This window comes from Halobaculum saliterrae (assembly GCF_009831625.1).
Taxonomy (GTDB): Archaea; Halobacteriota; Halobacteria; order Halobacteriales; family Haloferacaceae; genus Halobaculum; species Halobaculum saliterrae.
Genome location: NZ_WUUS01000004.1, coordinates 317,690 through 340,156, shown reverse-complemented (window position 1 = coordinate 340,156; position 22,467 = coordinate 317,690). Strand labels below are relative to the sequence as shown.

Here is a 22,467-nt window from a genome sequence, read left to right as displayed (position 1 = left end):
CAATGACAGAACGAACAATCGAACTACCCGAGGACGTCTCCGCCGACCTCGACCACCTCGATCTCACGATCGAGGGGCCGAACGGCTCGGTGACGCGTCGCCTGTGGTACCCCGACGTGAGCGTCTCCACCGAGGACGACGCCGTCGTCATCGCGTACCCGGACGACGCCGACCGACAGACGAACGCGACCGTCGGCACCTTCGCGAGCCACGTGGACAACATGATCCACGGGGTCACCGAGGGGTGGGAGTACGAGATGGAAGTCTTCTACGCTCACTTCCCGATGGACGTGGACGTCGAGGGCGACGAGGTCGTCATCACGAACTTCCTCGGGGAGACGGCACCCCGTCGCGCGGAGATCCGCGGCGACACCGACGTACAGATCGACGGCGAGGAGCTCGTCCTGACCGGCCCGTCCAAGGAGGACGTCGGACAGACGGCCGCCAGCATCGAACAGCTCACCCGCGTGACCGACAAGGACACGCGCGTCTTCCAGGACGGCGTGTACATCACGCGCACGCCCACGGGGGATGTCTAAATGAGCGACGAGATCGAGGAGCTCGAGGACGTCTCCGGCGTCGGCCCGTCGAAGGCCGACGCGCTCCGTGAGGCCGGCTACGAGACCATCGAGGACGTGAAGGCGGCCTCGCAGTCGGAGCTGGCGGAGGTCGACGGCGTCGGGAACGCCCTCGCGGCCCGCATCAAGGCGGACGTTGGCGGGCTCGAGGTCGAGGAGGAGGCCGACGCCGAGATCGAGGACGAGGAGCCCGAGGCCGAGGACGACGAGGAGTCCGAGGACGTCGAGACGGAGCTGCGTCCGCGCGGTCACGCGGACAAGACGCCCGACCTCGACGACGAGCGCGCCCGCGCGCTCGCCAAGAAGCTCCGCGAGTCCACGCCGCAGTTCAACCGGCAGGACTACCACAAGAAGAAGCGGGTCCCGACCTCGTGGCGCCGTCCGCGCGGCACGCTGTCGAAGCAGCGCCGCGGCATGGGCGGGAAGGGCCCGAAGGTCGAGGCGGGCTACCGCTCGCCGACGGCCGCCCGCGGCCTGCACCCGAGCGGCTTCGAGGAGGTCCGCGTGTTCAACACGGACGACCTCGAGGGCGTCGACCCGTCGACGCAGGCAGTACGCATCGCCTCGTCGGTCGGCGGTCGCAAGCGCGAGGCTATCGAGGACGAGTGCGAGGACCGCGAGATCCGCGTCCTCAACCCGACCTACGTCGAAGTGGAGGTTGACCAATGAGCGACCTGGCAGCACAGCGCCGGCTCGCGGCCGACGAACTCGACGTCGGCAAGAGCCGCGTCTGGCTCAACCCGGAGGCACAGGACGAGCTCGCGGACGCGATCACGCGTGAGGACATCCGCGAGCAGATCGAACAGGGCAACATCCGCGCCGAGGACGCCAAGGGGAACTCCCGCGGCCGGGCCCGCGAGCGCGACGAGAAGCGCGCGTACGGCCACCGCACCGGCGCCGGCTCCCGCAAGGGGAAGGCCGGCGGCCGGCAGGACTCCAAGGACGACTGGATCGCGCGGATCCGCGCCCAGCGAGCACGCCTCAAGGAGCTCCGCGACGACGGGCCCCTCAACAGCACGCAGTACCGCGAGCTGTACAACAAGGCCTCGGGCGGGTCCTTCGAGGACGTGCGACGACTCGACTCGTACATCGTGAACAACTACGACGTAACACTGGAGGACGACTGATGGCGACCGGACCACGCTACAAGGTACCGATGCGTCGCCGCCGGGAAGTCCGGACGGACTACCACCAGAGGTTGCGCCTGCTGAAATCCGGCAAGCCGCGCCTCGTGGCGCGCCTGTCGAACAAGCACGTCAGGGCGCAGCTGGTTTCCCCCGGCCCCGAAGGCGACATCACACACGCGGCCGCGTCCAGCGAGGACCTCGCGGAGTACGGCTGGGAGGCCCCGACTGCGAACCTCCCCAGCGCGTACCTCACGGGCTACCTCGCGGGACTGCGGGCGGTCGAGGCGGGCCTCGAAGAGGCCGTCCTCGACATCGGCCTGAACACCGCCACGCCCGGAAACAAGGCGTTCGCGGTGCAGGAAGGAGCGATCGACGCCGGGCTCGAGATCCCCCACAACGACAGCGTCCTCGCGGACTGGTCGCGCAACCGCGGCGAGCACATCGCCGAGTACGCCGAGCAGCTCGACGAGCCGCTGTACAGCGGGGACTTCGACGCGGCGGACCTGCCCGAACACTTCGACGAGCTTCGGGCGACCCTGACGGAGGAATTCGACAATGAGTAGAAACGGCGGATGGGAGCCGCGCACGCGGCTCGGCCGGAAGGTACAGGAGGGCGACATCACCTCGATGGAGCAGGCGCTCAACTCGGGACTCCCGCTGAAGGAGCACGAGTTGGTCGACCAGCTCATTCCGGACCTGGAGGACGAGGTGCTGGACATCAACATGGTCCAGCGCATGACCGACTCCGGGCGCCGGGTGAAGTTCCGCTGTGTCGTCGCCATCGGCAACGGCGACGGCTACCTGGGGTACGCGCAGGGGCGCGACGACCAGGTCGGCGGCGCGATCCAGAAGGCGATCGAGGTCGCCAAGCTCAACATGATCAAGGTCGACCGCGGATCGGGCTCGTGGGAGGACTCCGCCGGCGGAGTCAACTCCCTGACCCGGACGGCGACCGGCAAGGCCGGCTCCGTCGAGGTCGAGATCAAGCCAGCCCCGCAGGGGCTGGGCCTCGCGGCGGCGCCGACCGTCCGCAACATCCTCGAACTGGCGGGCATCCGGGACGCCTGGACGTCCTCGACCGGGAACACGCGGACGACGGTCAACCTCGCGAAGGCGACGTTCAACGCCCTGCGAAACGCCTCACAGGCGCGCACGCCCGACCGGGCGCGGCGCGTCCAGCGCGAAGCGGAGGGTGACCACTGATGCAGGCTGTCGTCCAACTGCGCGGCGAGATCGACATGTCCGCCGCCCAGCGCGACACCCTGAAGATGCTCAACATCCACTCGATCAACCACTGCGCGCTGGTGCCCGAGGAGGACACCTACCGCGGGATGATCGCGAAGGTGAACGACTTCGTCGCGTTCGGCGAGCCCGACGTCGAGACGGTCGCGATGCTCGTCGAGCGCCGCGGCGAGCCCGCCGAGGGTGACGCCGACGTCGACGACGAGTGGGTCGCGGACAACACCGACTACGACGACGTCGAGGCGCTTGCCGAGGCGCTGGTCGAGGAGGAGACGACCCTGCGCGATCAGGGTCTCTCGCCGGTGCTTCGACTGCACGCCCCGCGCGGCGGCCACGACGGCATCAAACACGCAGTCAAGAACGGCGGCGCGCTCGGTCGTCACGACGACATCGACACGCTCCTGGAGGCGATGCGATAATGACCAGCAAGAAACGACGCCAGCGCGGCTCGCGCACGCACGGCGGCGGCTCCCACAAGAACCGGCGCGGCGCCGGCCACCGGGGCGGTCGCGGGAACGCGGGTCGCAAGAAGCACGAACGACAGCTGTACGGTCCGCTCGGCAAGCACGGCTTCAAGCGCCCGCAGGGCGTGCAGGACGAGGTCGTGGAGGTCTCGGTCCAGAAGCTGGACGAGGACGCCGCCCTGCTGGCGGCCGACGGCCTCGCCGAGGAGGAGGGCGACGGCTACGCCCTCGACGCCCGCGACGTGGCCGAGGACGGCCACGAGGTGGACGTCGTGAAGGTGCTCGGCGGCGGGCAGGTCCACGGGGAGCTGCACGTGGTCGCGGACGCGTTCACCGCGGAAGCCCGCAGCCTCATCGAGGAGGCCGGCGGCTCGGCGGAGCTGACGGAACGCGCCGAGCAGGCGCAGGCGGACGCCGAGGCGTCGGAGGAGCAGTCCGACGCCGACAGCGACGACGAGTAGTCGCCGCCGTCGCGACGGACCACCGAGGTTCGGCCTCACTTCTTCACACACCGCGTCGCGAGCCACGGGTGCGTCACGCGCCCGCACCGACACGCACTCTCGTCCGCGACGGATCGCCCGGTATCGGGCGGCGTCGGCGCCTCGCGGGGAGATGCGTCCGCGGACCCAATCGAAGCGTTAAGGTGTGGTGGCCAACCAGATGCACGATATATGGGTTGGAAAGAGACCGCGGAACCCGTACTCACGCGGATGCCGACGGTCGAGCGTCCGGAGGGGCACGTCCCCTTCAAGCGGAAGCTCGCCTGGACGGCCGGCATCCTCGTGATGTACTTCTTCCTCACGAACATCACGATGTTCGGGCTCGCGACGGGCGGGGCCGGGGGCGACTTCTACGGTCGGTTCCGGTCGATCCTCGCCGGGTCGCAGGGATCGATCCTACAGCTCGGTATCGGGCCGATCGTCACGGCGTCGATCGTGCTCCAGTTGCTCGGCGGCGCCGACCTGCTCGGCCTCGACACGGACGACCCCCGCGACCAGATCCTGTACCAGGGGCTCCAGAAGCTGCTGGTCGTCGTGATGATCTGCCTGACGGGGCTGCCGATGGTGTTCGCCGGCAACTACCTGCCGGTCGACACACAGCTCGGGGCGTCGTTGGGCATCGGCGCGGGCGGCATGCGGACGCTGCTGTTCGCCCAGATGTTCGTCGGCGGCGTCCTCATCCTGTTCATGGACGAGGTCATCTCCAAGTGGGGCGTCGGCTCCGGGATCGGGCTGTTCATCATCGCGGGCGTGAGCCAGCAGCTCGTCGCCGGGCTGTTCGCCGTGCCCGCCCTGGGCACGCAGGTGACCGGCTTCTTCCCCGCGTGGTACGGGATCATCACCGGGAGCATCGAGCTCGACCCGTTCGTCCAGTCGCTGCTGTTCGACCCCGGGAACATCCTCGCGCTGTTCACAACGGTGCTCATCTTCGCCATCGTCGTGTACACCGAGTCCGTGCGCGTCGAGATCCCGCTGAGTCACGCCCGCGTGAAGGGCGCCCGCGGTCGCTTCCCCGTGAAGCTCATCTACGCGTCGGTCCTCCCGATGATCCTCGTTCGCGCGCTGCAGGCGAACATCCAGTTCCTCGGGCAGATCCTCAACAACTACGTCACCCTTCCCTCGGTCGTCGGCGTCTACTCGCAGGGCCAGCCCGTGAGCGGGCTGTTCTACTACCTCGCCCCCATCCAGTCGCGACAGGACTGGATGTGGTTCTCCGGAGCGTTCACCGTCAGCGCCGAGCCGTGGCAGATCGTCCTCCGGGTGCTCGTCGACCTCACGTTCATGATCGTCGGCGGCGCCATCTTCGCGGTGTTCTGGGTGGAGACGACCGGGATGGGACCGGAGTCGACCGCCCAGCAGATCCAGAACTCCGGGATGCAGATCCCCGGGTTCCGGAAGAACCCGCAAGTGATCGAGAAGGTGATGGAGCGGTACATCCCGCAGGTGACCGTCATCGGCGGCGCGCTCGTCGGCCTGCTGGCGGTGCTCGCGAACATGCTCGGCACGCTCGGGGGCGTCTCCGGGACGGGCCTCCTCCTGACGGTGTCGATCACCTACAAGCTGTACGAGGAGATCGCCGAGGAGCAGCTCATGGAGATGCATCCGATGATGCGCCAGATGTTCGGCTCGGACTGATCGGGATCGACGCTCGAGAGGCCGAGACGACCGGGCCGGGTCCGTTCGTTCGGTTCGAGGACGCAGGTTTTCACCGCCCGCGGACGACGCGGCGAGTTCGATCCGATGCTGTTCTGAGACCACTCGTCTCCGTTCGGGACCGAGATCTACCGTCGAGCGGGGGCCGTGACCGCTACACACTCAAGTACCCACGTCGACTCGACGGAGACATGCCACCCTCGTCGTCGACGCCGTCCCTTCCCTCGCTCGAAGCGGTCAGCGAGGAGTTCCTCGAGGGAGGACACGTCCGGATCGAGGAACTCCCCGACGGGACGGTCGTCGGGATCGAACTCGGGAGCGACGGGCGCCTCCGGCTCGCGTTTCCCGACGCGTCGATCGACGGACGGCCGGACGCCGCGTGGACCCCGGCGGACTCGGTGCCCCCGCGGTACGACTTCGCCGCCCGGTATCTCGGACGGCGGTTCGACCGCAACGCGTTGCGGGCCGCGGTCGCCGACCCCACGGCCGTGACGGTCTGGGGCGTCGCCGTCCACCGCCGCCGCCGGGGGTACGACTGGGGCATCGCTCCCCCGGTGGTCGGGCTCGACATCGACCACCCCGAGGCGACGTTGCTGCCGCACGAACTCGACCGCGCGTTCGACGAACTCGGGCTCCCGAGTCCCCCGACGATCGACACGGAGGTACACGTCCGAGGGCTCTCCGCCGACGGCGTCGAGACGCCGGAGACGCGCTGGGGCGACGGGACCGCCCTCGGCGTCCTCTACCGGAAGAAGGGCGGCGGGCTGGCGACGACACGGGCGCCGAGGTATCGAGACCCGCCGCCCGTCCCCGAGCCGCTCACCGATTCGGCGGAGGAGTACGCCGCGGCGGTCGCCTCCCCTGAGGCCATCGCCTCCGAGGCGCGAGCGCTCGAGTCGGACGGGCGGTCCCCGACCGTGTCGGCGCTCGCCGACCGCGTCACCGACCGGACGCTCCGGGACCAGCACCCGCGGATCACCAACGGCGAGACGACGCTGGCCGTCGACGCGCTCCGGAGCGCCGTCGCCCGGCGGGTGGCCGAGCACGTCGGGTCGTCGTCGAACTAGCGCCGTCTACGTCACGTCCACGTGTCGTTCGAAGGCGTGGGCGGTCGAGAGCACCGTCGCGTCGTCGAACGTGTCGCCGACGAACATCAGGCCGACCGGGAGCCCGTCCGAGGTTCCCGCGGGGACGCTGATCGCGGGGTGGCCGGTGTTGTCGAACGGCGCCGTGTTCGGGAGCATGTTGAGCGCGCGGTCGATCGCCTCGACCCGGGAGATCCCCGTGTCGACCTCGTGGGCGGTCTGAGGGGTCGTCGGCATCGCCAGCACGTCGACGTCCGAGAGCGCCTCGTCGTAGGCGTCGGCGAGCTTCCGGGCGAGGTTCTTTCCCTTCGCGTGGTAGCGTCCGCGGTACTCGTCGGAGAGGTACTGCCCGGCGATCAGGGTGAGCTTCATCGTCGCGAGGTAGTCGTCGGCCTGCGCCCGCCGGGCGCGCCCGAAGGCGTCCGCGAACTGCGTGTCGTGGAAGCCCGTTCCGTAGTGGCCGACGCACTCGGCCTCGACGGTCGCCGTGATCTCCTCGAGGCCGATCGCGTTCCAGATCGGGAGGCCGTCGAGGTGCATCGGCACCGACACCTCCGTCACCTCCGCCCCCGCCGCCTCGAAGGCGTCGAGCGCGTCGCGGACGGTCTCGTCGACGCCCGCCTCGCTCTGCTCGTGGCCGAACCCCTCCCGCAGGACGCCGACGGTGACCTCCCCGGGATCGGCCCCGAGCGCGTCGCTGTAGTGTTGCGTCGGCACCTCGCCTTGTCGCGGGTCGAGCCCGTCTGCGCCCGCAAGCACGTCGAGCAACAGCGCGCAGTCCTCGACGGTCGAAGCCATCGGACCGACGTGGTCGAAGGAGCGACCGAGCCCCGCGACGCCGGTGTACGGGACGAGACTGTGGGTGGGCTTGTGGCCGACGATGCCGCTCCATGCGGCGGGGATCCGGATCGATCCCCCCTGATCGCCGCCGATGGCCGCGTCGAGGTCGCCGGCGCCGACCGCGGCGGCGCTCCCGCTGGATGAGCCGCCCGCGAGGTAGTCGTCGTCGACGGGGTTGCGAACCGGACCGGTCGCGGACAACTCGCCGCTCCCCGAGAGCGCCATGTCCTCCATGTTGAGCTTCCCGGTGATCGTCGCGCCGGCGTCGAGCAGTCGGGTGACGATCGTGGCGTCCGTCGAGGGAACGTAGCCCTCGAACAGTTTCGACCCGAGCGTCATCTCGACGCCCGCCAGCGAGACGGAGTCCTTCAGCCCGATCTCGTAGTCCGACAGCGGCCCGTCGTCGGCGCCCTCGACCACGCACCGCCGGACGAACGCGTTGAGCGGGTCCTCCGTCGCGTCCGGCTCGTATCCGGGGTCGCGGGTGTGATATGCGACCTCCGGCGTGGGGTCGGCCAACTCGTCGATGCGCTCGTACCCCTCGAACAGCCCGTCGATGATCGCCGCGAAGTCGGCGACCTCGTCGTCGGACAGCGACATGTGGTGGTGGGCGGCCAGTTCGCGGATCTCCTCCTCGGTCGGTCGGCGGACGTTCGGCGGCGACTCTGACATGCCATCACGTCCCACGTCATGTGTTCTCAAATAGCTGTGTGTAGTCCGTCCCGTTCACCGCGACGACGGCACCTCACCCGCGCGAAGACCGGACACGAACCGTCCGTCGGGCTCAGCGAATCGGCCACGCCTCCGGATCGATCCGCGACCCGACCGGGCCGAGCGGGTCCGGAACGGCTTACTTGTCCGTCTCTCGTGGCGGTTCCCGCTGTACCACGAGGACGGGACCGAGAAACCGGTCGGCGACCTGATCGGCCGGCAGGCCGAACACGAACGTCGCGAGGGAGGGGTCGGACTCCCCCATGACGACGGTGTCGAACTCGTCGGACGCCCCGACGATCGCATCGAGGGCGTCCCGTTCCCGGTCGACGCGCGTCTCGACCGTCGACGTGTCCATCCCCAGGTCCCCCAACCGTTCCACGACTCCGTCGAGGAGCGTTCCGGCGTCCTCGTCCGTCTCCTCGTCCCCCGCGACGTGGTACAGCGTCACGGAGACGTCCGTTCCGCCGAACAGTCCCGCGACGACGCGGGCGAGTCGGTCGACCCCCACGGCGCCACGGACGGCGACGAGGACGTCCTCGATCGGGCCGGTAGCGCTCGGGACGAGCGCCGCCAGACAGTCGTGTTCGGTCGTCGTTCGGTCGATCGTCTTCTGGCCGTCGTGGGTGAACACCAGCCGTCGCTCGACGGTCGCTCCCGCCTCCTCGAGGATCGCCTCGTACTCGTCGAGCCGTTGCGCGGCCCGGTCCTCGAACTGCATTCGCGCCTGGCCGGGTGCCGTCTGCTCCGGGACGACGTGATACCCCAACAGGACGACGTGGGCGTTCGTGAGGAGGCCGGGAACGCCCTCCGGGATCGATTCCCCCTCGAGCACGCGGATCGGGACGAGTATCGACGGGCGGGTGTTCATGTCAGATGTCCCCCTTGAGTGTGACGTCCCCAGCGTAATAACGGTACCAGAGGTACGAGACGAGCATCACCACGATCCCGATGCCGATCGACGCGGGCTGCATGAACGCGATCAACCCGAAGCTGGCGAGGGCGCCGACGGCGGGCAACACCGGATACCCCGGCACCCGATAGCTGGGGGAGTACCACTCGGGGTCCCGCCGTCGCAACACGATCAACGCGACACACATCAGCCCGTACATGATCAGGTGGAGGAACGACGCGACCTCCGCGAGCAGTTCGACCTGTCCGGTCGCGACGAGGACGAGGATCGGCCCGCCGGCGGCGAGCAACGCGACGTGTGGGGTGCCGTATCGGAGGTTGATCTCGCTCGCCTTCCGAGGAAGCAGGGCGTCCCGGCTGAGCGCGTACACCGCCCGCGACGCGCTCAGGATCGACGCGTTCGCGCTGGAGAACGTCGCGAGCAGTCCCGCACCCAGGATCGCGACCGCGCCGGACAACCCGAGGAAGTCGCGTGCGACCTCGACCATCGCCGTCTCCCCGAACTGTCCCAGTCGGTCGGCGCCGAACGCGCTGGTCGCGACGAAGATCGTCACGACGTAGAACACGGTGACGATCAGGACCGATCCCACCATCGCCAGCGGGAGGTTTCGACCCGGGTCCTTGATCTCGCCGGCGACGGTCGCGACCTGGGCGAACCCCAGATACGACGTGAACACGAGCGCCGCGGTCGTCAACACCGGGAAGTACCCCCTCGAGAAGAACTGCTCCGGAACCGTTCCGCCGCCGAACACGCCCACCGCGTCGAGGACGCCGTAGGAGAGAAAGCCCGTGAGCACCACGAGGAGGACCCCGACCACGACGTTCTGGATCTTCGCGGTGTTCTCGGTCCCGCCGATACTCAACGCCGTCAGCGCGGCGCCGAACAGCAGCCCGATCCCGATGACGGGACTGAACGGGAGCGCGACGTCGAGTTCGGCGAGGACGGCGCTCGCGTAGTGGCCGAGGCCGACCAGATAGAACGCGGAGGCGAACATCAGCCCCAACCACAGCCCCAGCCCGACGACCGCGCCGTAGGCCGTTCCCATCCCGCGGGAGACGAAGTAGTACCCGCCGCCGCTCCGCGGCATCGCCGTGGCGAGTTCGGAGGTGGGGAGCGCCACGAGCAGCGCGATCAGTCCGCCGATCGCGAACGAGAGCGTGGCGGCCACCCCCGCGTTGCTCGCCGCCAGCCCCGGGAAGACGAAGATCCCCGCGCCGATCATGGTCCCGATCCCGATCGCCAGCCCGCCGACCAGTCCGATTGTCCGCTCGAGTTCGACGTCGTCGTCGTGGACGGTCGCGTCGTCGGTGACGAACTCCGGCTCCGCGACGGGCGCCTCGCCGGCGACGTTCTCGCCACTCGGTTCGACGTCGACGGGCTTGTCTACCATGCGACATGAGTAGGTTCAGCTTTCGAATAAAACCGCGGGCCCCTCGTGCGGACGCCTCAAGAGAGGGCGTGACCTGTGAACTCGAGCGGCGGTGGCTCGAACTCACGTGGATCGATATCCGGGTCAGTGGCCTCGACGGTCGTGAGACGAGTCGTGGAGAACGGGGCGGTTCCGTCGCGTGTCGTCGGACGAACGTTTAATCCCCACGTCCGTCGAACGGATCGACATGGCTCGGATTCCCGTCCGTGGAGGCTCCTGAGTGTGCCGGGAGTCCTCTTCTGGGCGCTCGTCGTGCTGGCGACGCTCACCAGCCTCGCGACGGCGTGGGCGCTCGGTGCCAACAGCAACTCGCCGCCGTTCGCGCCGGCGATCGGGGCCAACGCCATCTCGACGATGCGGGCGGCCTTCCTCATCGGCATCCTCGCGGCGCTGGGCGCGCTCACCCAGGGCGGGGCGATCTCCGAGACGGTCGGGGCGGGGCTCATCAACGGCGTCCAGATCACGTCGCTGGCCGCGACGGCGGGCCTGCTGACCGCGACCGGGTTCATGATATTCGGTGTCTACACCGGCTATCCGGTCCCGGCGGCGTTCGCGACGACCGGGGCGATGGTCGGCGTCGGCCTCTCGCTCGGCGGCAACCCCGCCGTCGACACCTACCGCCGAATCGCGCTGTTCTGGGTGCTCGTCCCGCCCGTCTCGGGTGGGCTCGCCTACCTCACCGCCACCCTCCTCCGACGCGACGACATCCCGGAGACCGTCGGCGTCCCGTTGCTCGCGGCGGTCGTCAGCGGCATCGTCGCCAACGTCCAACTGGGCGTTATTCCCTCCCCGCCGGAGGCGAGCCAGAGTTCCATCGCGGGGTTCATCGCGCGACAGGTCGAGACGCCGACGGTCGCCGGGATCGACCCCCTCGCCGTGGTCGTGACGCTCGCGGCCGCCGCCGTCGGATTCCGGGCCATCCGTCGACGGACGCAAGCGTCGGCCGAGGACGGCATCCGGACGTTCCTCATCGTCCTCGGGAGCGTCGTCGCCTTCTCCAGCGGCGGCAGTCAGGTCGGGTTGGCGACCGGCCCCCTCGAGAACCTCTACGGGACCGAACTCGGGCTCCCCGGCATCGTCCTCCTGACGCTGGGCGCGACCGGCATCCTCGCGGGCGCGTGGATGGGCGCGCCCAAGCTGCTCCAGGCGACCTCCCGCGAGTACGCACAGCTGGGGGTCAGGCGCTCCATCGCCGCGCTGGTTCCCGGGTTCGTCATCGCGCAGGTCGCCATCTCGCTGGGGATCCCCATCTCGTTCAACAACATCATCATCTCCGGGGTCATCGGCGGCGGCCTCGCCGGCGGCTCGGCCGGCGTCTCCCGCCGGAAGATCGGCGTGACGCTCGCGTTCTGGCTCATCACGCTCACGGCCTCCACCGCGATCGGGTTCGGGCTTTACAGGGCCTTCGCGACGGTGCTCGGCGGGTGAGACGGGCCGGGTCGGGGGCCGGGACGGCGGTCAGCGAACGACGGTGACTGTCACGGGTGCGTCCCCGACAACGCTCGTCGCCACGGTGCCGAGCAGCCGGCGGGCGATGACGCCCCGTTCGCCCCCGTGCCCGCCCATCACGACGTGGTCGACGTCGTGGCCGTCGACGTACTCGAGGATGGCCTCGGCCGGATCGCCGGTCTCCACCGCGGTCTCGATCGGTCGATCGAACGCGGCCGCCCGCTCCCTCGCCCGCTCGACGACACGGTCGGCCCGATCACGCGCGCTCTGACGGCGGGCCTCGCCGGGCTCGAGGACGCCGCCCTCGCTCATCGACGCGTCGAGCGGCGTCACCACGTTCAGGACGGTCAGCCGACAGTCGAAGAGCTCGAGCGCCCGCTCGAACGCCTCGTCCGAGAGCGGCGACCCGTCGAGCGGGACGAGCACGTGTGATGGCGCCATGGGACAGCTTGGCCCCCCTTGCACATATCGGCGGTGGTCGTCCGACGGCCGACCGTGCGAACGGGGCGCCCCCGGTCGACGCCGCCGCCCCGTCCATCCGGACATGCACGGACCGGAGCAAGCCTGTCGGGCACGGGCGGCACTGCCCCCTCAGTTCGGTTCGTCCTTCACAGGTTCCCGCGTGTCCGCCTCCGTCGAGAGGTTGAGCTCGGCGACGAGCCGCGCGCTCATCACCTGGTCGACGATCGCGAACAGCTGCGCGTCGTCGGTCGTGAAGTCGGCGAAGACGCCGAGGGGCACCTCCCCGCCGGCCATCTCGCGGTGTCCCCCGGCGCTCCCGACGTCCCCGAACGCCCCGTCGAGCACGTCGCCGATGTGGATCCGCGAGTCCGTCGACCGGGCGGAGAGCTGGATCCCGTCGTCGACGACGCCGAACACGATCGCGGTCTCGACGCCCTCCAGCGTTGCGAGGTAGTCGGCCGCCTGCGGCAACGCGTCGCGCTCGCTCGTCCGTCCGATCCCGGAGATCAGCACCGAGCCGCGCACGGTCCGGTTCGTGATCGCCTCCGCGATCGCGTCGACGGTCGCCCCGGTGACCGACGGCGTCGACAGCGTCCGGAGCAGTGCGCCGTCCGCGTGGCCGTGGAGCCATCCCGCGGCGTCGTACTCGGCCGGCGTCGCCCCCCGAAGGAACCCGAGCGTCTCGCGACGAAGCGCGAACATGAGCGCCGTCCCGAGGTCGGCGTCCATTTCGGTGTCCAGCTCCCGCACGTACTCCGTCAGGATCGTCGCCGTCGCGCCGACGTGCTCGCGGTGGTCGACGAACCCCGCCTCGATGGCCTCGTTCGGATGGTGATCGATCACGACGTCGACGGGCGTTCCCTCCGGAACACGGTTGTTCGCCCCCGGAACCGCGTGGTCGACGAACGCGAGCAGCGACCCCTCGGGGCGGTCCCTGACGGCCGCGGGCTCGAAGGGGGTGAGGTCGATGTCGAGGAGGTTGACGAACGCTCGGTTCTGTTGGTGGGAGATTTCGCCGCTGTACAGGATGTGGTGTTCGTCGATGCCGGCGGCCATCGCGATCCGGCCCAGCGCGAACGCGCTCGCGAGGCAGTCCGGATCGGGGTTGTTGTGGCAGACGATCGTGAGCTCCTCGGCGCCGCCGAGGAGCTCCGCGAGTTCCCGTGCGGGATGCATGCCTCACCGTTGGAACGGGGGCCACAAGCGTCCACCGCACGGATCGTCCTCCTTCGTCGCCCGGCGGCGCTCGCGGCGTCGGGAGTCGATCCCTCCGACACCCCGCGGTCTCACACGCGATAATTCGAAGCGTACTGTCATATACCTGAGCGTGGGAGACATGTGTATGCACGCGAGCGACGACCTGCCGCAGCTCCGGGAGTCGGACACCCTCGACGACCTCCCCGAGTTCGGGCTTCGGTACCTCCTCGACGACGGCTCGGATCCGAGCTCCGTGACCGTCTACGACCCGGAGACCCTGGAGACGACGTGGATCACGGTCGACACCGACACGGCCGTGTCGATCGAGGACGTCAGATAGCGCGAGTCGGTCACGAGGCGATCCACGGAGCGACCGACCCGAGAGTCGGAACCGCCCTCCACCGCCCCGGATCGCTCGCTCCGTTCCTGCCGCGCGATAAAGCTGTTCCCACAACCCCCATGGAAGCGTTTACGCCGATCGGGGTCGATCGAGGGGACATGAGAGACACACGCACCAGCGGCGCGAACGGCCCGCCTCGACGGATCGGCGGAGGCGACCGCGTCCTCGTTGGACTCGACGCAACGCACGGAGGGACCGGCCGGTGAGCGACCTGCTCTCGCGGGTCGTCGTCCCCGTCGCCTCGGAGGACGACGCGGCCGCGACGGCCGCCGCCATCGCCGCCCACGGCGCCGAGATGGGCGAGGCGACGCTCGTGTACGTCGTCGAGAAGGCCGGCGGCGCCCCGGACAAGGCGGGCGTCGACCAGCGCGAGGAGGCCGCCCGCGAGGCGTTCGACACCTTCGACGCCGCGCTGCCGGACGTGACCGTCGACCGCGAGATCGTCTACGCCACCGACATCCTCGACGGCATCCTGTCGGTGGCCGGCGACGTGGACGCGACGGCGATCGCGTTCACGCCGCGCGACGGCGGCCGCTTCGTCCGGATGCTCACCGGCGACGTCTCGCTGCGACTGGTGACGGACGCCGACCGTCCCGTGGTGAGCCTGCCGCGACCGACCGACGACGACGGGTCGCCGGTGGACGAATGAGCGGCGACGAGGAGCTCGCGAAGGACCTGGGCCCGCTCGCGGCGCTGACCATCGGCGTCGGGACCATGATCGGCGCGGGGATCTTCGTCCTCCCGGGCGTGGCGATCAGCGAGGCTGGCTCGTTCGCCGTGATCTCGTTCGTGCTCGGCGGCGCCATCGCGATCCTGACGGCCTTCTCGGCCTCGGAGCTCGGGACGGCGATGCCGGTGTCGGGGGGCGCCTACTACTACGTGAACCAGGCGCTCGGCCCGATGTTCGGCTCCGTCGCCGGCTGGGCCAACTGGATGGGGCTCGCGTTCGCCTCGGCGTTCTACATGGTCGGGTTCGGCGAGTACGTCGTCAACATCTCCGGCGGGTCGATCGCCGTCCCGTTCGTCGGGATCGCGATCCCCGTCGGCGTGAAGGCGGTCGCGCTCGCGGGAGCGGCGCTGTTCGTCCTCATCAACTACGCCGGCGCCAAGGAGACCGGGCGCCTCCAGAACGTGATCGTCGTGCTTCTGGTCCTCATCCTCACGGTGTTCACGATCGCGGGCACGCTCCGCGCGGACCCGGCGAACATCGCGGAGGGGACCGGCTTCGGGCCGATGCTCACGACGACCGGGCTCATCTTCGTCTCCTACCTCGGGTTCGTCCAGATCACCTCCGTCGCGGAGGAGATCAAAGACCCGGGGAGGAACCTCCCGCGGGCCGTCATCGGCTCGGTCGTCATCGTGACCGTCATCTACGCGCTCGTCCTCATCGTGATGAGCGCGGCCGTGGAGCAGGGGTTCATCGCGGCCATCCCGGACGGACAGATCGCGGTCGTCGAGGTGGCGCGGATCGTCCTCGGGCCCGCGGGGGCGATCGCGATGCTGATCGGCGGGCTGCTGGCGACCGCCTCCAGCGCGAACGCCTCGATCCTCGCGTCCTCGCGGATCAACTTCGCGATGGGCCGGGATCGCCTCGTCTCCCCGGAGCTCAACGAGATCCACCCGCGGTTCGGGACGCCGTACCGCTCGATCGCCGTCACGGGCGCGCTCATCCTCCTGTTCATCGTCCTCGCGGACGTGAACACGCTCGCGACGCTCGGATCGGTGCTCCACCTCGTCATCTACGCGCTGCTCAACGTCGCGCTGATCGTGTTCCGCGAGGCGAACGTCGAGGGGTACGATCCGAGCTACACCGTGCCCCTCTACCCGGCCGTGCCGATCCTTGGCGCGATCGTCTCGCTCGCCCTCATCGTCTTCATCGAGCCGACGGTGGTGCTCATCGGCGGCGCGTTCGTCGCGTTCGCGCTGGTGTGGTACTTCGGGTACGCCCGCTCGCGAACGACCAGCGAGGGCGCGCTCGCGGACTACATCCGCTCGAAGCCCGAGACCATGCCGGACGCCGCCGTCGACGCGGCGGACGCGGTCGCCCCCGACGGCGGGGAGTTCCGCGTGATGGTGCCGCTGGCGAACCCCGCTACCGAGGGAACGCTCATCGAACTCGCCGCGCGGATCGCCCGCCAGCGCGGCGGAACCGTCGACGCTGTCCACATCGTCTCGGTCCCCGACCAGACCTCGCTTGAGTACGCAGCGGACAACGTCCGGAAGTTCGACGAGGGGAGCGACGAACTCCTCGAACGTGCGCGCCTCGACGCCGAGGAGCTCGGCGTCCCGGTCGAGACGAGCACCATCGTCTCCCACCGCTCGTTCGAGGAGGTGTTCGACGCCGCCCGCACCCACGACGCCGACCTCGTCGTGATGGGCTGGGGACCGGAGGGCCACGGCTCCCCCGGCCGCGTCGAAGGACGCGTCGACGAGCTCACGCGGAACCTCCCGTGTGACTTCCTCGTCCTCAAGGACCGCGACTTCGACCCCGAGCGCGTGCTCGTCCCGACCGCGGGCGGCCCGGACTCGGACCTGTCCGCGGAGGTCGCGGGCTACATGCGGGACGCGTACGGCTCGGAGATCCGGCTGCTCCACGTCAACGACGACGTCGACGAGGGCGAGGCGTTCCTCGAGACCTGGGCCGACGAACACGGCCTCGGCGACGCCGAGCGGGTCGTCGAGTCCGGCGACGTCGAGGAGTCGATCCGACGCCAGAGCGAGGACTGTTCGCTGGTCGTCATCGGCGCCACCGAGCGCGGGATGCTCTCGCGCCTGGTCTCGGGTGCGCTCGCGCTCGACGTGGTGGACGAGGTCGACGCGTCGGTGCTCCTGGCCGAGCGACCCAGCGAACGCGGTATCCTCGACCGGCTGTTCGGCCGGTAGCCGTCGGCGATCACCGTCTCCACCGAAGACGACTGCGACCTCGGACCGGGTCGGCACCGGTCCGGGTCGGATCTCGGTCCCGGCAATCGCTCCGCCGAGGGGCAGCTACTTCCGGCGAGGCCCGATGTTAGGATCGATGACCGACACGGACGCCTCGGGCCCGGACGGCCCTCCCGAGACGCCGCGACGAACCGTCACCGACGAACTTCACGGCGAGTCGATCACGGACCCGTACCGCTGGCTGGAGGGCGACGACGACGAGGTCCGCGAGTGGACCGACGCACAGAACGAGTACGCCGAGGGCGTCCTCGATACCCCGCACCGCGAGGCGCTGGCCGACCGGTTCGGGTCGCTCGGGCGCGTCGGCCAGTACGGCCCCGTCACCCCCGCCGGCGACCGCCTGTTTCAGGAGGTGAAGCGGCCGGACGACGAACAGCCCGTGCTGTACGCGTACGACGGTCCGGACGCCGTCGGCACCGACGAGGGGACCGTGCTGGTCGACCCGAACGGGTGGGCCGGCGACGGCACCGTCTCGATGGACTGGTTCGTCCCCGGTCCGGAGGGCGCGTACCTCGCGTACGGCGTCGCCGAGGGCGGCGACGAGCAGTACGACGTCCGGATCGTCGACGTGGCGACCGCCGAGGTCGTCGAGACGGTGGAGGACGCCGGGCGAACCCAAGGAAACGGGTTCGCGTGGGTGGAGTCCGGCGGGTCGGCGGACGCCGACGGGGCGACCGATGCCGACGACGCGGCCGATACCGACGACGACGACGCGTCCGCGGCGCCGCCCCGGGGCTTCTACTACGTCACGACCGGGGCCGCGGGCGACGACGGCGACGGAAACGACTCCGACGACGCCGACGAGGGCGACGCGCCCTCGGATGGCCAACTCGACAAGGCGATCCGCTATCACGAGTTCGGCTCCCACGCGGCCCCCGCGGACGACCACGTCGTCGCGGACGAGGTCGGGGAGACCACGTGGCCGACGCTCGTGACCGACGGCGACGCGCTGATCGCGGGCTACGTCGAGGGGTGGGAGCGCTCCGACGTGTACGGCTACCGCGGCGACCCCACGGAGGCGGACCTGCGCCCGGTGCTTACCGGCGTCGACGCCGTGTTCACGCCGACGATCGACGGCGATCGGGATCGTCTGCTGCTCGCGACCGACCACGGCGCCGACTTATCGCGTGTCCTCGCCGCGCCGCTCGACGCTGCGCTCGCGGGCGAGACGAACGACCCGGAGGCGTTCGACGAACTCGTCCCCGAGACGGACGCCGTCCTCCGCGGTGTGGAACTCGCCGGCGACCGGATCCTCGCGCACTACCACCGGGACGCCAGCTCCGAGCTCGCGATCCTCGACGCCGACGGGGAGCGCGAGCGGACGGTCGAGCTCCCGGCGTTCCCGACGGTCGCGGGCGTCCACGGGGCCAGCGACGAGCCCGAAGCGTACCTGACCGTCCAGTCGTTCGCCGAGCCGCCCGCCGTCCGCCGCGTCGACCTCGACGACGGGACGACCGAGACGCTGTGTCGCCAGTCGACCGAGGTCGGGTTCGACATCGAGGTGAGTCAGGAGTGGTTCGAGTCGGCGGACGGCACCGACGTGCCGGCGTTCGTCGTCCGCCGGAGCGACGTGGACCCCGACGGCGACAACCCCGCGCTGCTCTCCGGCTACGGCGGCTTCCGGGTGAACCGCACGCCGACGTTCGACCGCTTCCGCCTGCCCTTCCTCGCCGCCGGCGGCGTGTTCGTGCTCGCGACGCTGCGCGGGGGCACCGAGTACGGCGAGCCGTGGCACGAGGCCGGCCGCCGGGAGAACAAACAGCGCGTGTTCGACGACGCGCTCGCGGTCGCGGACGGTATCGCCGAGACCGGCTGGGCGGACCCCGACCGAATCGGCGTCGTCGGCGGCTCCAACGGCGGCCTGCTCGTCGGCGCACTGATCACTCAGCGTCCCAACCGCTGGGCGGTCGCGCTGTGTCACGTGCCGCTGCTCGACATGCTTCGGTTCCACCGGTTCCTGCTCGGCGCCTCGTGGACGACGGAGTACGGCCAGCCCGAGGAGGACCCGGAGGCGTTCACGTACATCCGCGAGTACTCGCCGTACCACAACGCTCCCGAGACCGACTACCCCGCGACGATGTTCACGACCGCGCTCGGCGACACCCGCGTCCACCCGAGCCACGCACGCAAGATGACCGCACTCGTCCAGGAGCGGAACACGGGCGACGAGCCGGTGATCCTCCGCGTCGAGGACGACGCCGGTCACGGCGTCGGCAAGCCCACGTCGATGCAGGTGCGCGAGAACAGCGAGCGGTGGGGGTTCGTGTTCGAGCGGTTGGGGATGGGCGTGGAAGGGGAGGCGAACTGACGCCGTCGCCTCGTCACTCCTCTATGAGACGGATATCGTAGTTGAGCACGACGAGGTCACTGTCGACAGTGACCTCAAGGCACTCCCCGTCGGCGAGGTAACTCACTTCCACCCGCACCGGATCATCGTCCAAAACCTGGTGGTCGAAGTCGTACTGTTCCTCCCACGGCGGATCGGTCCAAGGGTCATACCCATGACGGCTGAGAAAGTCTGATATCGCCGGGTGGTGACGGATCTTCCCGACGACGTTCCCGTATAGGAACCATGCACATCGTGTGCAGGCGCCGTGTGCCATCGCGTCTCCCCTCAGGTTCGATTCTTCCCAGTGGCCCTCCGGAAGTTCGACGGTCCAGACTACCCGCCCGGCACAGTACGGACAGACCCCGTTGTACATCGACGACTCATCGCGGATCATGCGTCGGGTCGCGGCGTCGAGCAGCGATTCGGGGTCGTTCGGATCGAAGTCGGCGACGGAAACCGGGTAGTTCAGTTCCTCGGTTCCACACTCTTCACACTCCGTGATGAACCGCCCGTCCGTGTAGCGTGCGACGATGGTTCCCCCGCATTGTACACAGGATTCCTTATGAGGGAACTCGAACGGCTCTATTTCGACCTCGGGAGTGACACGATATGCAACGATCGCCTGATACGCCCGGATCCCCGCGAGCGTCAGCGCGTATCCGCCCTCGCGCTCCTCGATGAACTCGCCAACGAGCTTCGTCAGGTGGTAGTTGAAGTGACCGTTGTCCTCCACCCCCGTCGCCGCCTGCAGGTCCGAGAACGCCAGCGTCGCGTACCCGCCCTCCCCGCTGGCCTCCCCGAGCGTCGAGATGATCCCGAGCCGCGTCTCGTTCGCCAACAACTCGAACGTCCGTCTCGACGCCTCCTCGTCGTCGTCCATCCGACCCGTACTGCCGGACGGATGTGTATACGTGTTCCGTTCGACGTATCAGATCGAATGAGTGTACTGCGATTCACCTCCTGTCCGGCCCCATACACGTGGTGAACGGTGGTTCACCAAGCGGTTAAGTCGGTGTACGATCATCGATAACTCGCGTTGGGACGGAGGGACACAGTGCCTCTGACATGGACTCCCACCCCTCCGTTCCAGCCGTCCCGTTGTCCGCGTCGCTTCTGACGGCCTCCGAGTCCCCGGAACCAGTAAGTCGCCCCCGAGTGTATTCGCGGGTATGACCATCGACGAGTCGGCGCTCGCTCAGGAACTCCGAGCCGACGGCATCGACGTCGCGGACGTCCGCCTCTCGCCGGACCGCGTCGCCGTCGCATACACGACGACGCTTCCCGCGGAGCGTCCGGCACACGGGGAGATGGGTCGCGTCTGTAACACGGTGATCGACCTCGTCGAGGCCGGCGAGCTCGACCCCCTGCGCGTGGACGCCACCTCGCTGCGCTTCGAGGACGACGTGCAGGCGACGTGGCACGCCGAGGCCGAGTGGCTGGAGGAGCTGACCGGCTACCGGATCTCCGAGGAGGAGTTCTCCGAGCGCGTGCTCGGAACCGTCGAGACGGACCCGGACGTCCCCGTCGACGCCGACGCGCCACACGCGACCGCCGCCGCGGACGACGAGCCCGATCCGGCGCCCGGCGACGGAGGGCGCCGGTGAGCGCCCCGCGTGCGACCCCCGACCGACCGCCCGCACGGCGCGTGCGCGGGGACCCCCCGTCGCGCGAGCGGTTCGCCACGCGTCGGCTCACGTTCACAGTCGACGGCGACGACTGCGTCGGGACGCTGTACCGCCCGCGCGACGTGGCCGAACCGGCCACGGTCGTGCTCGGGCACGGCCTCGCCGCCGAGGCCGTCTTCGGGCTCGACCGGGTCGCCGAACACCTCGCGGACGTGGGGTACGCGGCGTTCACCTTCGACTACCGCGGATTCGGCGCCTCCGAGGGCGAGCCGTTGGTGCTCCCGAGCCGGCAGATCGCCGACTGGCAGGCGGCCGTCGACCGCGTCCGCGGGGTCGACGCCCTCGGCGACGGGATCGCGCTGTGGGGCGTCTCGCTGGGCGGCGGCCACGTCGTGGGCGTCGCCGCCGAGCGGTACGACGTGGACGCGGTCGTCGCGCGGACGCCGTTCGCCGACGGCCGGTCGCTGCTGCGGAGCAAGTCGCCGCGATACCTAGCGCGTGCGATCGGTGCCGGCGTTCGCGATCGCCTCGCCGGACTCGTCGGGCGGGAGCACGAGGTGAAGGTGTACGGCCGCCCCGAGGAGTTCGCGGCGCTGAACGAGTCCGGCGCGCTCGACGGCTACGCGGCGTTGATACCGCGGGACTCCACGTGGCAGAACGAAACCCGTGCGCGGACGCTGCTGGCGCTCCCGCGGTATCGGCCGGTCGCCGACGCGTCGGCGGTGACGTGTCCCTCCCTCGTCGTCGCCGGCACCGAGGATCAGGTCGTCCCCTACAAGTACACCGACCGACTGGCCGACGAGCTCCCCGACTCCTCGCTCGTGGCGCTCCCGATGGGACACTTCGACGCGTGGGACGACCGCTTCACCGAGGTGCTCGCTCACGAGGTGGCGTTCCTCGACGCCGTCCTCGAGCGACCGTAGGCGGACCGTCCACCACGAGCGGAACGCTGAGGGCCGACCGCATCCGGACAGCACCCGACCCGTAGTACGTATTTATCTCCACGGCCGACCTCTACTGGGCGTGTTCAACAGATCGCTCGCCCTCGCAGTCGCATCGCTCCTCGTCGTGTCGGTCGCGGTCGCGCCCGTCACCGCACAGTCGGACCGTCCGTCGTGGTCCGGCGAGGTGTTCACACAGCTCGAGACGGGCTTCGACCTGTACAACGACGCGAGCGGCGGGCTCGACCTCGGTCCGCTGGCGGGCCAGATCGAGAACAAGCGCGTGAACCTCTACGTGAGCGACGGCGCGGAAACTGCCGTCTACTCGTTCCGGATGACCGGCGACGGGACCGTCGTCGACCTCCGCGAGTCGGTACACGAGGACGCGACGCTCCGAATGGAGACCGACCGCGAAACGATATCTACCATCGCCGACGCCAACAGCGGCGATCAGGCGGCGAACCGCTTCGCCGACGCGGTCAGATCCGACGACATCGTCATCAAGGGCGAGCAGGGGAACGTCGTCGCACAGGTCACCTGGGGCGTCCTGAACGCGCTCAAGGGGCTCCTGCTGTAGGC

At 69.6% G+C, this 22,467-nt stretch carries 23 protein-coding genes; 17 read left to right on the top strand and 6 right to left on the bottom strand.

From position 1 onward, the window contains the following. Positions 1-2: 2 nt before the first annotated feature. The 9 genes from GRX01_RS08500 (at position 3) to GRX01_RS08460 (ending at position 6,631) form a co-directional block, all read left to right on the top strand. Entirely contained in the window at positions 3-539 is a 537-nt protein-coding gene (locus tag GRX01_RS08500; RefSeq protein WP_159665609.1) for a 50S ribosomal protein L6, read from the top strand. Continuing rightward, positions 540-1,247 carry a 50S ribosomal protein L32e gene (locus tag GRX01_RS08495; protein WP_159665606.1) on the top strand — a complete coding sequence of 236 codons (708 nt, stop codon included), beginning with the start codon at positions 540-542 and terminating at the stop codon, positions 1,245-1,247. Beyond that, complete coding sequence (locus GRX01_RS08490) at positions 1,244-1,705, top strand: 50S ribosomal protein L19e (protein WP_159665603.1); 462 nt, start codon at positions 1,244-1,246, stop codon at positions 1,703-1,705. The genes GRX01_RS08495 and GRX01_RS08490 overlap by 4 nt, the downstream gene beginning before the upstream one ends. Beyond that, the gene (locus GRX01_RS08485; RefSeq protein ID WP_159665600.1) at positions 1,705-2,268 is read left to right on the top strand and encodes a 50S ribosomal protein L18; all 564 of its coding nucleotides are present in this window, start codon (positions 1,705-1,707) and stop codon (positions 2,266-2,268) included. The genes GRX01_RS08490 and GRX01_RS08485 overlap by 1 nt, the downstream gene beginning before the upstream one ends. Beyond that, positions 2,261-2,908, top strand: a complete 648-nt coding sequence (locus GRX01_RS08480; protein ID WP_159665597.1) for a 30S ribosomal protein S5 — start codon at positions 2,261-2,263, stop codon at positions 2,906-2,908. The genes GRX01_RS08485 and GRX01_RS08480 overlap by 8 nt, the downstream gene beginning before the upstream one ends. Then, a complete protein-coding gene (gene rpmD, locus GRX01_RS08475; protein ID WP_159665594.1) occupies positions 2,908-3,366 on the top strand; it encodes a 50S ribosomal protein L30 in 459 nt (152 codons plus the stop codon). Before GRX01_RS08480 ends, rpmD begins: the two co-directional genes overlap by 1 nt. Beyond that, positions 3,366-3,872 carry an uL15m family ribosomal protein gene (locus GRX01_RS08470; protein ID WP_159665590.1) on the top strand — a complete coding sequence of 169 codons (507 nt, stop codon included), beginning with the start codon at positions 3,366-3,368 and terminating at the stop codon, positions 3,870-3,872. The genes rpmD and GRX01_RS08470 overlap by 1 nt, the downstream gene beginning before the upstream one ends. 210 nt (positions 3,873-4,082) lie before the next feature. Continuing rightward, complete coding sequence (gene secY / locus GRX01_RS08465; RefSeq protein ID WP_159665587.1) at positions 4,083-5,546, top strand: preprotein translocase subunit SecY; 1,464 nt, start codon at positions 4,083-4,085, stop codon at positions 5,544-5,546. Positions 5,547-5,755: 209 nt separating this feature from the next. Next, positions 5,756-6,631 (top strand): hypothetical protein, encoded by an 876-nt coding sequence (locus GRX01_RS08460; protein WP_159665584.1) that lies wholly within the window; start codon positions 5,756-5,758, stop codon positions 6,629-6,631. Positions 6,632-6,637: 6 nt separating this feature from the next. Here GRX01_RS08460 and GRX01_RS08455 read toward each other — a convergent pair whose 3' ends face one another. From GRX01_RS08455 to GRX01_RS08445, 3 genes are all read right to left on the bottom strand, one after another. Beyond that, a complete protein-coding gene (locus GRX01_RS08455) occupies positions 6,638-8,161 on the bottom strand; it encodes an amidase (RefSeq protein ID WP_159665581.1) in 1,524 nt (507 codons plus the stop codon). A 178-nt stretch (positions 8,162-8,339) separates the two neighbouring features. Then, positions 8,340-9,071, bottom strand: a complete 732-nt coding sequence (locus GRX01_RS08450; protein WP_159665578.1) for a universal stress protein — start codon at positions 9,069-9,071, stop codon at positions 8,340-8,342. Between the two features lies 1 nt (position 9,072). Beyond that, complete coding sequence (locus tag GRX01_RS08445) at positions 9,073-10,503, bottom strand: APC family permease (RefSeq protein WP_159665575.1); 1,431 nt, start codon at positions 10,501-10,503, stop codon at positions 9,073-9,075. 261 nt (positions 10,504-10,764) lie between these two features. On the opposite strand from GRX01_RS08445, the gene GRX01_RS08440 reads away from it, so the two are divergent. Further along, positions 10,765-11,970, top strand: coding sequence for an inorganic phosphate transporter (locus GRX01_RS08440; RefSeq protein ID WP_321167981.1), 1,206 nt, complete (start codon positions 10,765-10,767; stop codon positions 11,968-11,970). Between the two features lie 30 nt (positions 11,971-12,000). Here the strand turns inward: GRX01_RS08440 and GRX01_RS08435 are convergent, their stop codons facing one another. Both GRX01_RS08435 and GRX01_RS08430 read right to left on the bottom strand, forming a co-directional pair. Beyond that, positions 12,001-12,432: a universal stress protein gene (locus GRX01_RS08435; protein WP_159665572.1), complete on the bottom strand. Its 432-nt coding sequence runs from the start codon at positions 12,430-12,432 to the stop codon at positions 12,001-12,003. 150 nt (positions 12,433-12,582) lie between these two features. Next, entirely contained in the window at positions 12,583-13,629 is a 1,047-nt protein-coding gene (locus tag GRX01_RS08430) for a DHH family phosphoesterase (protein WP_159665569.1), read from the bottom strand. Positions 13,630-13,795: 166 nt separating this feature from the next. Here GRX01_RS08430 and GRX01_RS08425 point away from each other — a divergent pair, with 166 nt between their 5' ends. From GRX01_RS08425 to GRX01_RS08410, 4 genes are all read left to right on the top strand, one after another. After that, positions 13,796-13,990, top strand: a complete 195-nt coding sequence (locus GRX01_RS08425; RefSeq protein ID WP_159665566.1) for a hypothetical protein — start codon at positions 13,796-13,798, stop codon at positions 13,988-13,990. Positions 13,991-14,252: 262 nt separating this feature from the next. Next, positions 14,253-14,699, top strand: coding sequence for a universal stress protein (locus tag GRX01_RS08420; RefSeq protein ID WP_321167980.1), 447 nt, complete (start codon positions 14,253-14,255; stop codon positions 14,697-14,699). After that, complete coding sequence (locus tag GRX01_RS08415) at positions 14,696-16,933, top strand: amino acid permease (RefSeq protein ID WP_159665563.1); 2,238 nt, start codon at positions 14,696-14,698, stop codon at positions 16,931-16,933. The genes GRX01_RS08420 and GRX01_RS08415 overlap by 4 nt, the downstream gene beginning before the upstream one ends. A 136-nt stretch (positions 16,934-17,069) precedes the next feature. After that, complete coding sequence (locus GRX01_RS08410; RefSeq protein ID WP_159665560.1) at positions 17,070-19,301, top strand: prolyl oligopeptidase family serine peptidase; 2,232 nt, start codon at positions 17,070-17,072, stop codon at positions 19,299-19,301. A 13-nt stretch (positions 19,302-19,314) separates the two neighbouring features. Here the strand turns inward: GRX01_RS08410 and GRX01_RS08405 are convergent, their stop codons facing one another. After that, on the bottom strand, positions 19,315-20,202 hold the full coding sequence (locus tag GRX01_RS08405) for a winged helix-turn-helix domain-containing protein (protein WP_159665557.1): 888 nt from the start codon (positions 20,200-20,202) through the stop codon (positions 19,315-19,317). Between the two features lie 289 nt (positions 20,203-20,491). On the opposite strand from GRX01_RS08405, the gene GRX01_RS08400 reads away from it, so the two are divergent. The 3 genes from GRX01_RS08400 (at position 20,492) to GRX01_RS08390 (ending at position 22,465) form a co-directional block, all read left to right on the top strand. Further along, positions 20,492-20,926, top strand: coding sequence for a hypothetical protein (locus GRX01_RS08400; protein ID WP_201289546.1), 435 nt, complete (start codon positions 20,492-20,494; stop codon positions 20,924-20,926). Then, positions 20,923-21,870 (top strand): alpha/beta hydrolase, encoded by a 948-nt coding sequence (locus GRX01_RS08395; RefSeq protein ID WP_159665554.1) that lies wholly within the window; start codon positions 20,923-20,925, stop codon positions 21,868-21,870. Before GRX01_RS08400 ends, GRX01_RS08395 begins: the two co-directional genes overlap by 4 nt. Before the next feature lie 100 nt (positions 21,871-21,970). Continuing rightward, positions 21,971-22,465 carry a hypothetical protein gene (locus GRX01_RS08390; RefSeq protein WP_159665551.1) on the top strand — a complete coding sequence of 165 codons (495 nt, stop codon included), beginning with the start codon at positions 21,971-21,973 and terminating at the stop codon, positions 22,463-22,465. Positions 22,466-22,467 lie beyond the last annotated feature (2 nt).